Consider the following 18,143-nt stretch of genomic DNA (forward strand, 5'->3'; position numbering starts at 1 on the left):
AGCGTGAATATTGGAGAATTAGTATGAGTGATAAACCTGAAAAGTTCATTGATGAGAATGGTTTACGCCTCGATGGCAGGCAGATCAATGAGATAAGGCAAATGAAAATCAAGATCGGCGTGATCTCGAGAGCTGATGGCTCCTGTTATCTTGAATGGGGCAATAATAAAATCCTGGTGGCAGTTTATGGCCCACGGGAACTTCATCCCAGGAGGCTTCAAAAAGCTGACTCCGCCCTTATCAGATATAGGTATAATATGGCAGCTTTCTCGGTTGAGGACCGTATACGTCCGGGTCCCAACAGAAGGAGCATCGAAATTTCAAAGGTGAGCCGCGAGGCTTTCGAGCCCGTAGTAATGACACATTTATATCCTGGTGCGGTAATTGATGTTTTTGCAGAGGTGCTTCAGGCAGATGCGGGCACGAGGACTGCTGCTATTAATGCTGCCTCCATAGCTCTTGCTGATGCAGGCATTCCCATGAAAAGTCTTGTTTCCTCATGTGCTGTCGGTAAAGTAGACGGCCAGCTGGTACTTGACCTGAACAAGGCAGAAGACAATTACGGAGATGCAGACCTTCCTGTAGCAATGACACAGGACGGTGAGATAACCCTGCTACAGATGGACGGGAACCTGACACAGGAAGAATTCAAAAAAGCCCTGGAGATGTGCAAGGAAGGCTGCAGGCAGATAATGGAGATACAGAAGGAAGCTCTCAGGAGTAAGTTTGCAGATGACCAGCTGGCAATCGAGGTCCCTGACGAGATGGTAGAATCCATCGATATAGCGGTCACTCTTGAAGATGTGGTCGAGGAAGAGAGGGAAACCGAAGTAGAAGCTGAGGCCTCCGCAGAGGAAATCACTAAAAGCGATGCAGAAGCAGGTTCAGAGGATGCAGAAATAGAAGACGCAGAGGATGAGTACTCTGTAGAAGACCTGGAAGAAGCAGACGCTGATGAGGAGATTCTGGAAGTGGAGGAAGAGCCTGTTGACCTCATAGATGAGGAAGCGGGAAATGAAGATGAAAAAGTAGCCACCGAAGGAAGTGAGACTCGTGAGCAATGAAGTAATGTCTGTGTTGAAAAAGGACTATATCTACAACCTGATGCTTAAGGGAAAGCGCGTCGATGGCCGTGCATTCGATCAGGTTAGGGATATCACACTGGAGACAAGAGTTATAGATAAGGCGGAAGGCTCTGCCTGGGTGAAGTACGGTGAAACCGAGGTTCTTGTTGGTGTAAAAGTACAGGCTGGCGCGCCATACCCTGACTCTGCCGGAGAGGGAGTTATTATAACCAGTCTGGAGCTGAATCCGCTTGCTTCTCCTGAATTTGAGGCAGGTCCTCCAAAAGAGGGCGCCATTGAGATGGCTCGTGTGACAGACAGAGGTATTCGGGAATCAGGCGCAATTGATTTAAGTAAGTTATGTATTACGAAGGGAGAAGAGGTATGGATTATCTTTATTGATATTCATGTTCTCAATGATGCTGGCAATATCCAGGACGCTTCATCTATCGGTGCAATTGCGGCTCTCATGACTACGACGATCCCTGCTGAGCGTAATGGGAAAGGAGAAGACATGGCGATGCCTATGAGGGATACACCCCTGGCAATCACAGTGGTGAACATAGGTGGCTCCCTGATGGTTGATCCCGGACGGGATGAGGAAACTGTCTGTGACACAAAGATCACTATCGTCTCAAACCAGGATGGTTCAATATCCGGAATGCAAAAAAGCGGTGATGGTGCGTTAACAGAGGAACAGGCACTCAAGGCTGTCGAAATGGCATGTGAAAAGGCAGCCGAGTTGCGAAAAGTTCATCTGTCAAATATCTAATATTCACACTTCAACTGAATTCATATTTAACTCAAGGAGATTAGACTCATGGCAAAAAAATATACCAAGAAAGGGAGAGTGACCAGATCCGCAGGCAGGTTTGGTGTACGATACGGTAGGAAAGATCGTAAACTGGTTGCAGACATTGAAGAAAAGATGCGTATGCCTCATGTATGTGCGAAGTGTGCACGTCCGACTGTAAGCAGGGTTGGCACAGGCATATGGAAATGCGCGAAATGTGACTATACATTTGCCGGTGGTACCTATATCCCACAGACCAGTGTTGGTAAAACAGTTTCACGCCTTGTCAGGAAAGCCACTGAACAGTTAGCTTAAGGTTAACATGGATTACAAATGCACGCGCTGCAAACGAAATGTTGAGATCGACTACGAGTACACAGGCATCCGCTGTCCATACTGCGGGCACAGGATACTTGTAAAAGAGCGACCGACAACTATCAAGCGCATCAAAGCAGAGTAGAAGTAGATGTTAATCACTTCTTCTCGCAAACCTTCCGCCAGTACGCGTACTTTATGTAAGCTTCTGGCGTCTTTTTTTGGCAGCGATTATTTTAACCGTGGCAAGATGAGCATGAGTGAGGTCCTTGACAATTCTCATGGCTCTCCGCTTCTCATAATAGGAGAGTATCATGGGAATCCTGGCAATGTGAGCATATATGATCCGGAAGGATTTTGTGCACTTTCAGCCCACATAACTCTCATACCATCTTCCAGCCCATATACCCGCTCTCGTGATTCAATACCTGTTGTAGTCGGAGAAGGTAGCCTTGCATCAGCTTTATCGGGCATGTTGCTGCTGGAAAATGCAGAGGTGTCCTCCGGTTCTCTGGCGGTTGTTGTTTCAGAGGATAAGATGGATTTCATCGAAAGTGATATCATACTTTTCACCCTGAAAATCAGGAGCTACCGGATATACGAGGGTGATTCTCCCTGAGACTGGTTGCCAGGTCAGCACTTGAAACAACCAATGCTTGTAATATTTACAGGTCTTTGAAACCTGAGCTTGAAACTCCGGTCACAGAGAGGTCCCGTATAGAGTTAAAGGCAGAGGGGTCCTTTCTGTATCTTACCATAAAGGCAGATGACATTGTTTCTATGCGCTCATCACTGAATACCTGGCTGCGCCTGATACAGGTGGCTTACGAAGTGTCTTCATTAAAGGAAGCAGCTTCATATTAACAAGACCTCATCCTCATTAAAAAACGAATTAGTGTGCCTGTTTTTCAAAGGCATCTGTATAGAAACATTAAAATCACTTTAGGTTTATTGGTATGCCAGGTGAAACCAAATGAGTACGCAAATACCCCCACAGATACAGAACCAGCTGGCGCAGTTACAGCAAGTTCAGCAGCAGGCACAGTCTCTTGCAATGCAGAAAGCGCAGATGGAATCCTTGCAGAACGAATCTCAAATGGCGCTTGAAGAGCTTGAGAAACTCTCGGAAGATGCTGTTATTTACAGAACCGTCGGGGAACTCCAGATAAGAACTAACAAGGAAGACACACTTGTCAAACTTAAAGATAAAGTTGAAACTCTCTCCCTGAGGCTTCAGTCTATTTCCCGGCAGGAGGAACGTATCTCTAAGCGTTTTACGCAACTTCAGGAACAACTTGAGCAGGCCATGGGGAACCAGGCACAATAAGCCCTATTCCTTACTGGCGTAACCCGGATCAATCTTATATTGATGATCAGAGGTGTTCATGCAAGTTGAAGAACTGGAGTTTTACAACAGGCTTCTGGATTACCATAATATCCTATATTTATGTCATCGTAATGCCGATCCAGATGCAGTTAGCAGTGCTTTTGCTCTCGCAGAGGCAATAGGCGGGACCATAGGGCTTGTAGATGGCTGCAACAGAGTTGCTTCCCTTTTGATTGACAGACTGAAAATAAAGGTAGTTGAAAAGCCCGACCCGGCAGAATATGATATCACACTTGTGGTGGATACGTCCACAATTTCCCAGCTGAATGACATAAAATTAGGGAAGTACTGCGTTATTGATCATCATGCTACTACTGCACTCATCGAGAATGCCGATTTTTACCTGCACCGCCATGCAACATCCACTGCAGAGATGGTTTTTGGAATCCTTAAGATAATGGGAGCGCCCATCATGCGTAGAACCGCCCTGGGCCTGATGACTGGCATTATTACTGACACGGGCCATTTCAAACATGCGACATCAGAAACTTTCAAAACGGTGTCTGAGATAGTAGCTACAAGCGGAGTGGAATATGCAGAAGTCCTTGAGATGATGGCCACGACCCCACAGGACATATCCATGCGCATAGCTATGCTAAAATGCACCACAAGGACCACCATGGAGCGTGTGGATGACTGGCTCATAGTCAATTCACATGTGAACTCTTTCGGAGGGGCAGCTTCCTCCATGTTCCTTAATATCGGGGCTGACATTGCCCTTATAGGCACATCAAGAGACAATAGTGTAAGGGTCAGTGGAAGAGCCAAGCGTGAGGCAGTGAGTGCCGGTGTCAACCTTGGTAAGATCATGGAAGATATAAGTGTTAATTATACCGGGACAGGCGGCGGCCATGCCGGTGCAGCCGGGATAGATGTTGTGGCGGACATGGATGTCATTGTTGAAGAATGCAAGAGCAGGATACGAAAAGTACTGAAAGGTAAGCCGAATCCTTCCATATGTCCTGCTGTCCTGCAGGAAGACCATGAATAAAAATGAAATGGCGATAGAATGAAAGAGTACTGGAACCCATGGATAGAAAGAATGCCTGTTTCCGAGCTGGAAAAGATACAGGAGAAAAAGTTAATCGATCTGGTAAACTATGTTTACCGGCATTCTGACTTTTACAAAAAGCGTTTTGATGAAGCGGGTGTAAAGCCGGGGGACATAAAATCCCTTGAAGATCTGCAAAAGCTGCCCTTTACATACAAGAGGGACCTGCGGGACACTTACCCTACAGGTATGTTCTGTGTGCCCAACGAGCAGCTTGTACGCTTCCATGTATCCTCCGGGACAACAGGAAAACCTACAGTCGTCGGTTATACCCAGAACGACATTGATGTATGGACCACATCTCTTGCAAGGGCAATGACTTCCATTGGTGTTGGAAGAGGCGATATCGTACAGGTAGGTTATGGATATGGCCTGTTCACAGGCGGTCTCGGAGCCCACTATGGTGCCGAGGAGGTAGGTGCAACTGTGCTTCCTGTAAGTTCAGGCAACACTGAAAGGCAGATAGAACTGATGCAGGACCTGGGTTCAACAGTCATAGCCTGCACTCCATCTTATTTTCTGTTCATGAACGAGGTAGCCAACACAACAGGTATCAGCATAAAGGGGGAGACGCAACTGCGGGTCGGTATCTTCGGCGCGGAGCCATGGACCGAGGAGATGAGGAGGAGGATCGAGGAATTTACAGGTATCAAAGCCTATGATATCTATGGCACCTCGGAGCTCAGCGGTCCTCTCTTCACCGAATGCATGTACCAGGACGGCATACACATATGGGCGGACCAGTTCCTTATCGAGGTCATAGACCCTGTGACAGGCGAGCAGTTATCTGACGGCGAGCGTGGAGAACTTGTCATTACAACACTTGCCAAGGAAGCTCTGCCGCTTATCAGGTACAGGATAGGCGACATTACCGTCATCAACCGGGGAGAGTGCAAGTGTGGAAGGACCCATCCGCGGATAATGCGCGTACTGGGCCGCGTTGACGACATGCTGATCATCAGAGGAATTAATGTCTTCCCAGGGCAGATAGAATCTGTCCTTATGAAAATCCCGCAGGTAGGGGAGCACTTCATGATCGTGGTGGACAGGATCAACGAACTTGATGTCATGAAAGTCCAGATTGAAATGACCGATGAGGCTTTCAGTGACAAGGTCAATGATATTATGGCGCTTGAATCCAAAGTGTCATCCTCTCTGAAGCATGTGCTCAATATCGCTGTAAAAGTGGAGCTTGTTGAGAAAGGCAGCCTTCCACGCTCTATGGGTAAAGCTAAGAGAGTTATCGACAACAGGAACTTATAATGTCTGTTACGACATAATCTTGATTTGTAAGAGATGGTTCAATGGAAGATAAGATCATAAAGCAAATTTCCATGTTCGCTGAGAACAAACCGGGTCGTCTTGCCAATATCGCCAGTAACTTCCGCAAGTCCGGGATTAACATAAGGGCGTTCACAATAGCAGAAGCAGGAGACTTCGGCATTATCAGAATGGTTGTTGACAGGCCAGACGACGCTCATGAAGTGCTGCATAATGCAGGTTTCACGGTATCTGAGACCAATGTCCTGGGAATCGAGATGGAAGATGTTCCCGGGGGCCTTGGAAAGATAGCTGACGTGCTGGGTGAAAGGAACATCAATATCGACTATGCATATGCGTTTGTCACAAAGACCGAAAAGGCATTGCTGATCCTGAGAGTAAATGATATTGAAGGAGCGATCCTTGTCCTGCAGGGAGCTGGCATCAAACTGATAGATATGGCAGATATCCAGCAGATCTGATCTGCGGTGATATCTATGCATTTTTACAGTTAGCGACCACCAATATTTTATATTTCTTACTGTTATTCCCTTCAAATGAATGCCGGTATACCTGTGGGTCCAGTAGACAAACCGAAAAGTAAACTCGGCGGTTCTCACACAACGATCATTGGAGAACGTCAGGGAAAGAAACTTGTGGCTTTGATAAGCCGTCACCCTGAGATCAAGAAAATAATCCCTTCAGTGATAACTGTAAAGGGCAAAGCACCTTCAGGCGGAGTCATTACCGGCAAGGTTCAGCGTCCTGATGAACGGGGGAATCTGAGAATGCTCATCTCCTGTGGTACATCCTTTCAGGAGTTGCGCATCGTCACCACCGTGGGCAACTTGCTGGAAGGTGAGCGGATAATGGGAGAACTGAACGCAATGCTTAAAGACGAATGAGTTTCAGGCTGGTAGCATGTTTATCGGAATAGACCATGGTACAACTGCGATGCGTTTTGCATCGAACGGCACGGAAAATGCTGAAGTGATCAAGCTGGAAGTCCCAAGACAGGACATTGCTGAGATGAGTGAGGAACAGGTGATATCCCTGATGGAGGAAAGTTTCGGTGTGACAGGCAGTGAAATTGAAATGATGGCAGTTACTTATTCCATGGGGGACAGCATAACTTCCATTGAGAACATTCACCATGTGCAGAACCGTGGAGTGAGAAGCATTGAAGGTGCCGGTAAGAGGACCGGAGGAGGCAGCCGTGTGTTCGATGCCATACAGAATTCGGGCATTCCTGCTGTCGTCATACCTGGGATACATGATAAAAGCCGTACTGATCCCCGCCTTAATGTTTTCTCCCACTCCACAAGTCCTGAGAAGATAGGTATAGCATATCATGCTTTCTGCATGGGTTTTGACGATTTTGTACTATCGGACATAAGCTCCAACACCGTCACTCTTGGAGTTGCAAGTGGGAAGGTAATCGGGGCTATAGATGCATGTATCTTCGCTCCGGGACTCATCCACGGCCCTCTTGATGTGCAGGCGCTAAGAGATGTGGACGCCGGCAAGATCAGTGCCAATGAGGCTTTCACTAAAGCAGGCGTGCTCAGGCATACTCCCTTCTCAGACAGGCATGAACTGTTAAAAGCAGCTCTTAGCGGTGACCCTGAAGCACTCCTGGCACTGGATACCATAGCTCTTTTCGCAGCCATGGAAATATCCTGTATGCAGATCCTGTTGAAAGACTATGGTGTGGTTGGCAAAGTAGTCCTGGAAGGCTCTGTTGGAGAGGTTCCCCGTGTAGTTGAAAAGATTAACGATCACCTGGGAACAAAATGCCATGTGCTTGACAGGTGGAGCGCTGCTATCGGATGTGCTGAGATAGCGCGCGACATTGCTGCCGGCTCTGACAACATACTGGGCATACCTGTAAATTTATGAACAACTCCACGTTATGCCTATTGGATATTTGCAACTTCAAACCTTAACACTTCTCCTGACATTAAAGCTCAGAATCTCAAGCACTTACATTTAACGTAGATCACGGAAACACCTCTGGCCTGCAGTTTGCCTGCAATCATCCGTTCCAGTTCCTTTTCAACTGCTGTTTCCTTTATGCTACAGACACCTGCATCAATATCGAATACTGCCATATCCGGAACCAGCGCACGGACCGCTTCCTTAATATCCGGTGTTGGCTGCCCACCTGTCATAGCTGCGATATCGTTCTGCAGCACAATGATAAGCACATCTGAACCATGATCCACTGCATTTATGAGTCCCACAATACCCGAGTGAGCGAGCCCAAAATCACCTATGACCGCAATTCCCTTTTCAGGAAAACCGCAGGCTGTGGAGATAGCTCCTCCCAGTGAGAATCCGGTGTCAACAGCTCCAAGAGGCTCGGGTGCCGTGCGTATGGAGCATCCCATATCCCCTGCGATCATAACATCAAGCCTGCGTAGTGTCCGGTAAAGGGGCATGTAGGGACAATCGCTGCATATCGGCTTTGATCCCCTTTCTGCTATTGTCTGGATGGATGTGTATTCAGTTACATGTGGCCTATCAAGATTCGCCAGGGCAAACCCAATATTTTCCCGGTCCAGGAGCCCGTACGGAAGATGGCCTGTTTCTTTTCCGGAGATATTACCAAGTATTCTGATATGGGATTCTATAAAGGGCTCGCTCTCCTCCGCAACAAGGAGGCTCTCGTGCTTTTTCACAAAATTTGCCACCAGCATGTAGGGAAAAGGCGACACTATGCCAAGTGCAAGATGGGAAACCTCCGCCCACCTAGTGTTTTCAGACAGGAGTTCATCTACGATCGCAGATGGTATGCCGGAAGATATGATTCCTATAGACCCCCTTATAGATACTCGGCTCAGGGAACTATTTTCCGCCTCCCTGTTTAGGAGTGGATAGGACTTCTGGTGGAATCGCTGGTGTTTACCGTGCATTGTGAGTTTCCACATGGACGGGTCAAAGAGCTTCAATTGAGTGTCGCAAGAGCGGGCTATTCTCCGGATACTGCCTTCACTTTTCTCAAGCCTGTCCGTGACCCTGACTATTACAGGTGTGCTTGTTTCCTCTGATATCTCAAAGGCCCGGATGAGGCATTTATAAGCGCTTTCCGGGCCGGAGGGGTCAAAGACTGCAACCTCGGCTATTTTTCCATACCATCTGGAGTCCTGCTCATTCTGGGACCCTATGGCTGCAGGGTCATCACCGGCAAGGATGACCACGCCGGCACCGATTGTATGCGTGACCGAGGTTATCAGGGGGTCTGCCAGGAGATTCATCCCGACGTGCTTGACAAGCACGAGTGACCTGCAACCAGAGACCGATGCTCCCAACGCAGTTTCCATCGCAGATTTCTCGCTGGTGAACCAGTGGAACTCATATGCTCCCTTGCTTTTTTCCCGGATGAACTTCCCGGCGACTGCCGTAATCGGAAAGCCGGCAACTGCAGTAATTCGTTTTACACTGCTGTCAACTGATGCAAGATACAGTGCATCAAGTCCCGTAGTATGAATATTATCATTCATGTTCTATCTGTTCAAGCTTTGCATCAGGGCGTACGGACTCATCAGGCCGCGCAAACCATGAAAGTGCAGCCAGCGCACCGATAATGCCGTTGCCGTCTATCCAGACCTCAACATCATGTTCCTTTGCATACTGAAGAGCGTATCCCCTGTTAAGCTCGCCAGAGCGACATTTCATACTATACTCCTGAACCCCTGTAGCATCGAAGTCTGAAAGCACAACCATGCCTGTATCTTTCGAGACGCTGTATTTGATGAGTGCTGCTCTGATGCTCTGCAGCAGTTCCTCCTTTGCAACTTCATTGACGCAGGCGAATTCCAGTACTGTGGAGACACAGTTCTGTGTCCTGGCAGCCACCGGGAAGAGTTGCACAAGGGAATGTGATAGGTATATAGATTCCAGACAATCCAATTCTTTTGCGATATTATGGGTCAGGGTCCACGTGGCTCCCTTTTCCTTGGTGTCAGTGTCATCAATACCGATGAGGACCCTCTCTCTTCTGGGAACCACAATGGTACCCTTTGCCGCACGTCCTCCGCCGGATTCGGTGCACTCGTAGCGCAGAACTCCCTCGGCAAGGGCCCTGCACTTGGTCGCACCGACCCCGCCGCCGCCAAGTCCTGCATATGTTATAGATACTTCGCCGCCGTTAACAAGTACTGACTCGATGCCTGCCGCAAACCGGGACGGTCTGAGCTCAAGATTTGATGTGCCTGTCCTCACAAGGTACCGGATCATGTTCCCGATAGATCTTGTCTTCAGGATAAGGGGTGAATGTGAATAATGGAACTTCGACCAGGCGGCACCACCGTAGCAGTTAGTATGCTCAATGATCTCCGCATATTCATTGTTTTTATCGCATACGGCATATATTCCTTTATAGGGAATGGTGTATGGATCTTTAAGTTCTATCTCTTTCATCTGACTGCTTAATTGCCGGACTGTACTTTAAATCTTTTGTTGGTTGCCCGGAGGCTGGTCGACAGTCTGTGCCAAAAAGTAATTTCTTACTCCAATGCAACAAAGATTGACACTTCATAAGAGTTCTATGTAGCAGCGTTTGATTAGCCGAACATCGTTTTCTGTATTGCTTCAAAAAGATTCTTTTTTTATATTGATGACACTAATTTATTGTTCTAATGATTTTTACTCAATCTTTTTGATTGTTCACTGGGTTGTAGCCTGAATGCTTATCACTGTGTATTTCAATAATAGAACAGATGACTTTTCAAGCAGACCTAAAAGTTATTACAATCTTGGCACTACTCACAGGTTTTTCCATAATTGTACCCCCTCTGATCGATAGTCCGATCCGCATGATACTTGCCATTCCAATGGTGCTTTTCATTCCGGGTTATGCACTTGTAGCAGCCCTGTTTCCAGGGAAGGGTGATCTGGATGGCATAGAGCGTATTGCACTCAGTTTTGGCCTGAGCATTGCTGTGGTTCCTCTTATCGGGTTGTTGTTGAACTATACTCCCTGGGGAATAAAACTGCTACCTGTACTTGTATCACTTACTGTCTTTACACTGGCAATGGTACTGATTGCCATCCATAGAAGGAGGGCCTTGGGAGGGAACGCCTTTACAGTTCCTTTCAGACAAATGTATACATCGTTTAAGCATGAAATGCTCACAGTACAGGATACCCGGTTTGACAGAATGCTGAATGTTATTTTGGCATCATTGATTTTGATATTGGTGCTGACTCTTGCCTATGTGGTGATTACTCCCACGCAGGGAGAGAACTTCACTGAATTTTACATACTCGGATCCGAGGGTATGGCAGAGGATTATAATACGAAACTGGAAGCCGGGGAAAGTGTTGATGTCATAATTGGTATTGTTAATCACGAATCTACAGTGACGAACTATTCTCTTCAGGTATACCTTGACGATAAGCCAGAGGATATCCCCGGCACTTTTCAGCATATCTCTCTTAATCCTAACGAAACATGGGAACGGCCATTATCACTCGTACCTGATGATACAGGCAATGACATGAAATTACAGTACCTGCTTTATAAAGAGGACAATATGACAGATCCATATGGAGATCTGCGCCTATGGATCACTGTCACGGAGGTAGAGGGTGCCATCTGAAGGAAATCTAGAACATCAGCTTCGATCTGTTTTATCTGTTGGCGACAACCGGATTATAATCCTTCCTCTTATGATAGTGATAGCGGCTGAAATGCTTATCTATTCCGGACATGTGCAGGCAGGAATTATATTCCATATTCTGACATTACTTCTGCTGATAGCCACTATTATGCGTATTCCGGAATCACATGTTTCCAGGTCCTTACAGGTACTTTTACTGCTCCCGATATTAAGGCTTCTGAACCTATCCATGCCTGTATTTTCAGAGATAACGCTTGACATGTTCATTTCCATATACATACCAATGCTGCTGCCTGCATACCTGGTTCTCAGACATCAGGGTGTGAATCTCTCCGACATTAGAGTGCCCTTAAAAAAGCTTCCTGGTTACCTGCTCCTGTCTGGCATTGTGGGGGCTATGATTGCATGGGGAGAGTTCCAGATAATAAGGCCTGAAAGCCTTATACCGGATACTTCCTTCATCAGCCTGTTAAGGTTATCTTTGATAATGATATTTGTTGTAGGGTTTGTGGAAGAACTTATTTTCCGGTTCCTGTTACAGAGCCGTATGGAGCTTTCCTTCGGAAAACTCAAAGGATTGGTCATAGTAAGTATTGTATTTGGGTTTATGCACTCAGGGTATGGTACCTTTTATGAGGTTCTGTATGTAGTCTGTGTGGGAATTATTCTGGGCTATATGTTCCAAAAGACCGGGAGTCTATCTCTGGTCAGCCTGACGCATGGATTTGTCAATATCTTCCTATTTGGTATTATTCCCCTTCTCCCATATTTTTATGTTTGAGGTGTATTGGTATTGGTTATTTTAATTGTACAAGTATACTGACAAGATTCGATATTTGTCAGGAAAGTAGGACAGGATTATCTAAGGTGTGATAGTTTAAAAACAACAATCGCAACAAAAACTATAACTAGTGGCATAATGGCCATTTTAAGGGTGCAATCAAGTGACTTGCTCCATTTTGGAGATACTGATAGTACTTCTCTTACAGATAATAGCACAATAAGTACAATAACAGCCAAAACCCCATATTCCGGAAGACCAACAGGTGTAGTTATTAACAGAACTCCTGTAGATATACTACTTGTCGTAGTAGTTGATGCTACTATACTTGTAAGCATGACCTCCCCGTTCGTATTTACGTGTTCATCCTATTAAGCCATTGCTGACTAATACATCTTGATTATAATATAAATCATAAAAATCCAACAAATCTCTTTCATGCTCATCGCTTGAAGAAGCAATTGAAAATAGGTTAGGTTTTTAGGTAAGATTAATATAAGGATGCATAAAAACCGGTTTTTGAATGCAGCTACTTTCTTCGCAGATATAGTTCACTACTTTCTATAAAAGTGCAGACATTATTACTTGTCTGACTTGTACCTGAACTCAAAACCAAGATGGCTCAATGCAAACAATGCTATCATTATTACAAAAAAGATAGACAAGACAAATGCATAGGATGCCAGCTCGTAATAAAGAAAATAGGTCCTGGCGACTTCCGAATCCAGATATGAGAATATACTGACCGGCCGGTAGAATGGATAAAAATAGTCTATTTCATATCTTGCGAGATCATCCAGCAATAGGTGCGAAATGAATGCAGATCCTGCAAATAATCCCATGTATGCTGCCTTGCTAAAATTCCTGTACGCCACATATCCAACAAATATTCCAAACAGGATTGCAGAAGAACTGAACAGCAGGGAATGTGTCGAAACGGGGCCAATGGTACAATGTTGCATAGAACCGCCTGTTAAGATACCGTATGCAGCCATGATATCTGGCAACAGCGCACCGCTGCCTCCTACAAACAGCAGCAATAGGATATGCATGTAATTCTTACGCGAAAGTTCTTTGCGGGAAAAAGCTCCAAGGACTGCATAAATCATAACCGCACTGATGCAAAGTACAAAGAACATAGTATGTGCAATCGGGTATGGCATGCTAATAGATAAGTGCTTGAAGCTATAAACCATTTTTTATATTATCCATTGGGGAAATATATATTAATATGAAAGTATTGAGAATGTATTATCCACTCACCTGGCCAGATGCCACCGCCATAAAGAGATCTTGTAGACTATATAGGTCAAGGGATCAGCGAATAACGGGTTTATATTAACGTCAGTATCATGTGATCCAACATTATTGTAGTTCCCATTTTCATTGTTCCAGACAATGTTGCTTTCCAGGATGAAATTATAATTTTCGCCAAAACGGTTATTGATTCCATAACCATCATTGCTTTGGATAGGAGAATTGACAGTATTTATAATGATATTATTCCTTACAAATGTTGTATAGGCAGCATCTTGGGTATTGGGAAATCTCTGGGCATATGCTATTCCATCTCCCATACTGGCATCAATTATATTATTCTCAATAATAGTATTGTTCCATCCATCTAACCAGATACCTCCACCATAGGGATGCCCGGTTCTATAATTTGTACCTGACCCATAGATAATGTTGTTATGGATATGTACGTCTCTTGCACTTGTGACTGGCAGATTGTTAGCACCTCTGGCTGTGGCTAATACAATACCCATTTCGCGAGTGTCATATATTGCATTATACGCAATTGTAATATTATATGCATCAGCAGCAGAGTCCTGTTTTAATAAGTATATCCCAGAAAGTCCATAAAGTGCAGTGCTATCTGTCCATATAGTGTTGTTTGTGACCATCATATTTGTAGAATCATCAAGCCTGATCCCACAATCATGCGCAACAAGGGGGAGTGTGTTGCCATCAACAACATCATAATTTCCATGCTTTATAAAAATGTCATCGTGACCGGTGTCATAGATCAAGTTATTTAAAACCTTGTGATGACTTATCCCATTGTTTAATCTAATGCCATCTCCGGGTATTTCTTTGATTACCATGTCTCTGACCGTAATATACTCTGAATAATAAAACTGGATCGCGGGGAAGGAATCAATAGCTTTCATTTCGGATATTGTATTTTGGTTATGTTTATTGCCATCTAATGTAAACCCGCTAATTGTGATGTTTGAACCCTTATTGAAATTTCCAGTAATCACTGTTGTTCCTGTAATCATTGATTTGAACACATCAGAACGTGTAACACTCCAATCCTCAATCAATTCCACAACTGCATCCGGATCACCTGTCAGTGTCATATCATCCGGAATTTCAATACTATCGTCTATAGTGTAAGTTCCTGATTTCAGGTATACTGTGTCGAAATTATTGTTTTTTGCATATTGCAATGCTTCATTGATCTCAACCTGGTCAGCTGTCCCGTCACAGTTGAAGTTACCACTGCCATCTGTGGCCACAGTTATACTTGGCACAGACGAAGATATAGAATGCGCTGAAGCGGAGACAATAACAGTTTGTTCCATAGAAGTATCTGTAAGGGTGTTGTGCACCGCCATATGATCTGACAACAGTGCACCGGTACCTCCTGCAAACAGCAGCAGCAGAATATGTAAATAATTCTTCTGTGAAAATCCTGTGCGAAGGAAGGCTATAAGGACTGCATAAATTACAGCCGTACTAATGCAAAGTACAAAGAACATATGTTCAATCGAGTATGGCATGTTAATAGATAAGAATTTGAAGATATAAACCATTTATTATATTATCTTCGGGGAGTATATATATTAACAAAAAGACAATAAAAAAAGTGGCGCACTATATGCGCCTTAGTTTACAATTTCGCCGAAGTGGTTTACCACAATAGAAACATCCTGGAGGTCCACAATCCCGTCCTGGTTGACGTCCCATCGTGGAAGAGATGTTGTGGATACCGGACCACTATTCTGACATATCAGATCGATGTCCTGAATATCTACAACCCCGTCCTCGTTTACATCCCATATCGGGTGAACGTCGGTTACCGAAACGGCGTGGGAACTGGTAACAGTGTTCACACTGTCGCTCACAGTGACCTCAATGACATGTGACCCTGCGGATGCATAGTCAAGGTACCATTCATAGCTTGTGGAAGTGCTTACCTCTGTACCATCTATTGTAATAGAGTAGCTGAGTTCGTCACCTTCAGCGTCGACAGCTTCCACGTTGATATTGACAGTGCTTCCCTCTTCGAATACTGCAGCATCTACAGGCTCGAAGAGAGTGATTATTGGTGCACGGCTGGCAGGTTCTGTGTTGTCAGACACTGTGCTGTCAATGTTCAGTTGTGGCCTCTGGTCCTGGCCATCCCAGTCAGAGCTGTAGAAGGCTATGTAATTATTGTTCTCATCCCGTGCTTTCAGGAAAAAGCCGGTATTTTCGTATTCTCCACTTACATAGTCCTGAACAAGTTCTGTGATATCAAACTCATAATGTCTGTTATCAGGCATATCACCGGCTTTGAAGGTTATTGATGCATAAGGTTCATCGCCCTGAGCTACACCGTTCTTGTCGAACCAGTCTCCACCCGGATTGTCCCATGGAGTATTTGCGTCTTTGTTATTCCAGCTTACATACGCCGGGTTCCAGTCGGCCGGCCTGTATATCTCTACTATCGTATCACTGCCTCTTGCTGTGTTTGAAGGATAGTACCAGTCCAGGGAAAGTGTTGCATTGGTAATCGTATCAGTTGCGTTATATTCGCTCAGGTCGAACCACATAACATCCCTGTAACTGCCTACACCACCAAGATTTCCGATGTCAACAAAACTGCTTTCTCCAAGATTAGCATTTGGAGAAGCTTCTCGTAGTCTGTTGTCGTATACCAATCGATCCTCGGGAACTATAATTGGCTCATCCGAAGGGCTCCGGGATGCTTCAGCGGTATTGCCATATCGTCCGATATTGATCCTGTTACCGTTTGGTGCAGGTTCCTGACTGTAATCGGACTTCGGACTTCCCGCATCTATTGCTGGACTAGTTACTGTGTCAAATACCCAGCTATTGCCAGTCCACCGGCCTGCAGCACTTTTCAGGCTGTAATCCTGGTTTGAGGGATCTGCGAAGAGTGGGTCTACATTGATATCAGTACCATGTGAACCAACATTCCCATAGTTCCCTTTGACATTGTTCCAGACAAGATTGTTTTCCAGGACGAACTTATAGTTACTGCCAAGGCGGTTGTTAATACCATAGCCATCATTGGTCAGGACAGGAGAATCAACAGTGTTTGTGACAATGTTATTCCTCACAATTGTTGTATAGGTAGCACTTTGGGTATTGGCGAACCTCTGCCCATATGCTATTCCATCTCCCATACTGCCGTCAACCACATTATTTTCGATGATGACATTGCTCCATCCGTCAAGCCATATTCCTCCGCCATAGGGATATCCGGTCCTGTAATTGGTACCTGCACCATGGATAGTGTTGTGATGTATATGTACGTCTCTTGCACTTGTGGCTGGCAGATTGTTAGCACCTGCGCCTATTGCTAATACAATACCCATTTCGCGAGTGTCATATATTGTATTATATGCAATTGTTATATTGTACATATCACGAGTTGGAAGGTTATGCTTAAGCAGGTATATGCCGGAGCATCCGTAAAGCGCATTTTTATCTGTCCACATGGTATTGTTTGTAACCATCGTGTTTGTAGCATCATCAAGCCTGATCCCACAATCGTGCGCAACACGGGTAAGTGTGTTACCATCGATGACATCATAATTCCCATATTTTATGAAAATATCATCATGACCGGTATCATGGATCGTGTTGTTCAGGATCTGATGGTGGCTTTTTCCACCGTTGAGTCTGATACCGTCTCCAGCTATATTCCTGATCATCATATCTTTGATGGTGATATATTCCGAATTATAGAACTGGATCGCCGGGAAGGAATCTACTTCCTTCATTGCTGTTATTACATCTTGATTGTACTTGTTACCGTCTAATGTGAATCCACTAATTGTAATTTCTGAACTGGCTATAGTTGCTCCTGTGATCATTGGTGTGAACATATCAGAACGTGTAACGTCCCAGTTCGCAATGAGTTTCACAGTTGCATCCGAATCGCCTGTCAGTGTCATACCATCCGGAATCTTAATACTATCGTCTATAGTGTAAGTTCCTGATTTCAGGTATACTGCACCGAAATTATTGTTCTTTGCATATACTAATGCCTTATTAATTTCAATTTGGTCAGCTGTCCCGTCACAGTTGAAGTTACCACTGCCATCTGTGGCCACAGTTATACTTGGCACAGATGAAGAAGAACCTTGGGCAGCAGGAATGCTAATACAGATTAGCAGACATAACCCTATCATTACGTTTTTTTTTAGTACGTTTTTATTCATAAAACCACCTTATAGATGACTATTTAGTACTTTTTGTAGTCATCAGGATTTGCTTATAGAATTCATTATATATATAATGTAGTATATACTGTCTAATATTTATGGCACATATGGGAATATTATGTTCATAATATCGACTTTTTGAGACAAGAACATATTAATATATTCTCAGTAAGTCAGTTTCTTATAAAAATATGATATGCAATCATGTATTGATACGTTATAATTAAGTTCAAGCAGTAACTATGCATGTTTCTTGAACCGGTGATATTTGAATCAGGAAGGCTTTGTCCAGCAGAGAAATGGATGAACGGGCGTTTCCCTTCTTTCGTGAAAATGGAGAGATCAGGGCGGAATACATTAGGATATATAAAAGACGATTCAACTGAAATAATATGCACAACCC

20 protein-coding genes are annotated in these 18,143 nt (G+C 44.8%); 14 read left to right on the plus strand and 6 right to left on the minus strand.

Translation table 11 applies throughout. The annotated features are described in order from the left end of the window. The first annotated feature begins 23 nt into the window (after window positions 1–23). The 12 genes from rrp41 (at window position 24) to QZZ22_RS03100 (ending at window position 7,769) form a co-directional block, all read left to right on the plus strand. Window positions 24–1,064, plus strand: coding sequence for an exosome complex exonuclease Rrp41 (gene rrp41 / locus QZZ22_RS03045; protein WP_292462573.1), 1,041 nt, complete (start codon window positions 24–26; stop codon window positions 1,062–1,064). A 4-nt stretch (window positions 1,065–1,068) separates the two neighbouring features. Continuing rightward, window positions 1,069–1,836, plus strand: coding sequence for an exosome complex protein Rrp42 (rrp42, locus tag QZZ22_RS03050; RefSeq protein ID WP_292462737.1), 768 nt, complete (start codon window positions 1,069–1,071; stop codon window positions 1,834–1,836). 48 nt (window positions 1,837–1,884) lie between these two features. Then, window positions 1,885–2,172 carry a 50S ribosomal protein L37ae gene (locus QZZ22_RS03055; protein ID WP_292462575.1) on the plus strand — a complete coding sequence of 96 codons (288 nt, stop codon included), beginning with the start codon at window positions 1,885–1,887 and terminating at the stop codon, window positions 2,170–2,172. 7 nt (window positions 2,173–2,179) lie between these two features. Further along, window positions 2,180–2,317: a DNA-directed RNA polymerase subunit P gene (locus tag QZZ22_RS03060; RefSeq protein ID WP_015054636.1), complete on the plus strand. Its 138-nt coding sequence runs from the start codon at window positions 2,180–2,182 to the stop codon at window positions 2,315–2,317. A 6-nt stretch (window positions 2,318–2,323) separates the two neighbouring features. Next, window positions 2,324–2,791 (plus strand): rRNA maturation protein, encoded by a 468-nt coding sequence (locus QZZ22_RS03065; protein WP_292462578.1) that lies wholly within the window; start codon window positions 2,324–2,326, stop codon window positions 2,789–2,791. Window positions 2,792–2,793: 2 nt separating this feature from the next. Then, on the plus strand, window positions 2,794–3,036 hold the full coding sequence (locus tag QZZ22_RS03070) for a KEOPS complex subunit Pcc1 (RefSeq protein WP_292462739.1): 243 nt from the start codon (window positions 2,794–2,796) through the stop codon (window positions 3,034–3,036). Window positions 3,037–3,145: 109 nt separating this feature from the next. Then, complete coding sequence (locus QZZ22_RS03075; protein WP_292462579.1) at window positions 3,146–3,499, plus strand: prefoldin subunit beta; 354 nt, start codon at window positions 3,146–3,148, stop codon at window positions 3,497–3,499. 58 nt (window positions 3,500–3,557) lie between these two features. Further along, window positions 3,558–4,550 carry a DHH family phosphoesterase gene (locus tag QZZ22_RS03080; RefSeq protein ID WP_292462581.1) on the plus strand — a complete coding sequence of 331 codons (993 nt, stop codon included), beginning with the start codon at window positions 3,558–3,560 and terminating at the stop codon, window positions 4,548–4,550. Window positions 4,551–4,568: 18 nt separating this feature from the next. After that, the gene (locus tag QZZ22_RS03085; RefSeq protein WP_292462583.1) at window positions 4,569–5,873 is read left to right on the plus strand and encodes a phenylacetate--CoA ligase; all 1,305 of its coding nucleotides are present in this window, start codon (window positions 4,569–4,571) and stop codon (window positions 5,871–5,873) included. A gap of 41 nt (window positions 5,874–5,914) precedes the next feature. Continuing rightward, entirely contained in the window at window positions 5,915–6,352 is a 438-nt protein-coding gene (locus tag QZZ22_RS03090) for an ACT domain-containing protein (protein WP_292462585.1), read from the plus strand. Window positions 6,353–6,427: 75 nt separating this feature from the next. After that, window positions 6,428–6,775, plus strand: coding sequence for a DUF2103 domain-containing protein (locus QZZ22_RS03095; protein WP_292462587.1), 348 nt, complete (start codon window positions 6,428–6,430; stop codon window positions 6,773–6,775). A gap of 16 nt (window positions 6,776–6,791) precedes the next feature. Next, window positions 6,792–7,769 carry a methanogenesis marker 12 protein gene (locus QZZ22_RS03100; RefSeq protein WP_292462589.1) on the plus strand — a complete coding sequence of 326 codons (978 nt, stop codon included), beginning with the start codon at window positions 6,792–6,794 and terminating at the stop codon, window positions 7,767–7,769. Window positions 7,770–7,837: 68 nt separating this feature from the next. Here QZZ22_RS03100 and QZZ22_RS03105 read toward each other — a convergent pair whose 3' ends face one another. Both QZZ22_RS03105 and mmp11 read right to left on the minus strand, forming a co-directional pair. Next, window positions 7,838–9,373, minus strand: coding sequence for a thiamine pyrophosphate-dependent enzyme (locus QZZ22_RS03105; protein ID WP_292462590.1), 1,536 nt, complete (start codon window positions 9,371–9,373; stop codon window positions 7,838–7,840). Further along, the gene (gene mmp11, locus QZZ22_RS03110) at window positions 9,366–10,292 is read right to left on the minus strand and encodes a methanogenesis marker protein 11 (RefSeq protein ID WP_292462592.1); all 927 of its coding nucleotides are present in this window, start codon (window positions 10,290–10,292) and stop codon (window positions 9,366–9,368) included. Before mmp11 ends, QZZ22_RS03105 begins: the two co-directional genes overlap by 8 nt. A gap of 335 nt (window positions 10,293–10,627) precedes the next feature. Between mmp11 and QZZ22_RS03115 the strand changes: the two genes are divergently transcribed. Further along, on the plus strand, window positions 10,628–11,473 hold the full coding sequence (locus QZZ22_RS03115; RefSeq protein ID WP_342765070.1) for a DUF1616 domain-containing protein: 846 nt from the start codon (window positions 10,628–10,630) through the stop codon (window positions 11,471–11,473). Next, window positions 11,463–12,275, plus strand: a complete 813-nt coding sequence (locus QZZ22_RS03120; RefSeq protein ID WP_292462597.1) for a CPBP family intramembrane glutamic endopeptidase — start codon at window positions 11,463–11,465, stop codon at window positions 12,273–12,275. The genes QZZ22_RS03115 and QZZ22_RS03120 overlap by 11 nt, the downstream gene beginning before the upstream one ends. Before the next feature lie 77 nt (window positions 12,276–12,352). On the opposite strand, the gene QZZ22_RS03125 is transcribed toward QZZ22_RS03120, so the two are convergent. From QZZ22_RS03125 to QZZ22_RS03140, 4 genes are all read right to left on the minus strand, one after another. Then, the gene (locus QZZ22_RS03125) at window positions 12,353–12,613 is read right to left on the minus strand and encodes a hypothetical protein (RefSeq protein WP_292462600.1); all 261 of its coding nucleotides are present in this window, start codon (window positions 12,611–12,613) and stop codon (window positions 12,353–12,355) included. Between the two features lie 243 nt (window positions 12,614–12,856). After that, window positions 12,857–13,438 carry a metal-dependent hydrolase gene (locus QZZ22_RS03130; RefSeq protein ID WP_292462603.1) on the minus strand — a complete coding sequence of 194 codons (582 nt, stop codon included), beginning with the start codon at window positions 13,436–13,438 and terminating at the stop codon, window positions 12,857–12,859. A 96-nt stretch (window positions 13,439–13,534) separates the two neighbouring features. Beyond that, window positions 13,535–15,064 (minus strand): right-handed parallel beta-helix repeat-containing protein, encoded by a 1,530-nt coding sequence (locus tag QZZ22_RS03135; protein WP_292462605.1) that lies wholly within the window; start codon window positions 15,062–15,064, stop codon window positions 13,535–13,537. Between the two features lie 105 nt (window positions 15,065–15,169). Then, entirely contained in the window at window positions 15,170–17,737 is a 2,568-nt protein-coding gene (locus tag QZZ22_RS03140; RefSeq protein WP_292462608.1) for a disaggregatase related repeat-containing protein, read from the minus strand. Between the last annotated feature and the right edge of the window lie 406 nt (window positions 17,738–18,143).

Origin of the sequence: Methanolobus sp., from assembly GCF_016278365.1 — an archaeon.
GTDB lineage: Archaea > Halobacteriota > Methanosarcinia > Methanosarcinales > Methanosarcinaceae > Methanolobus.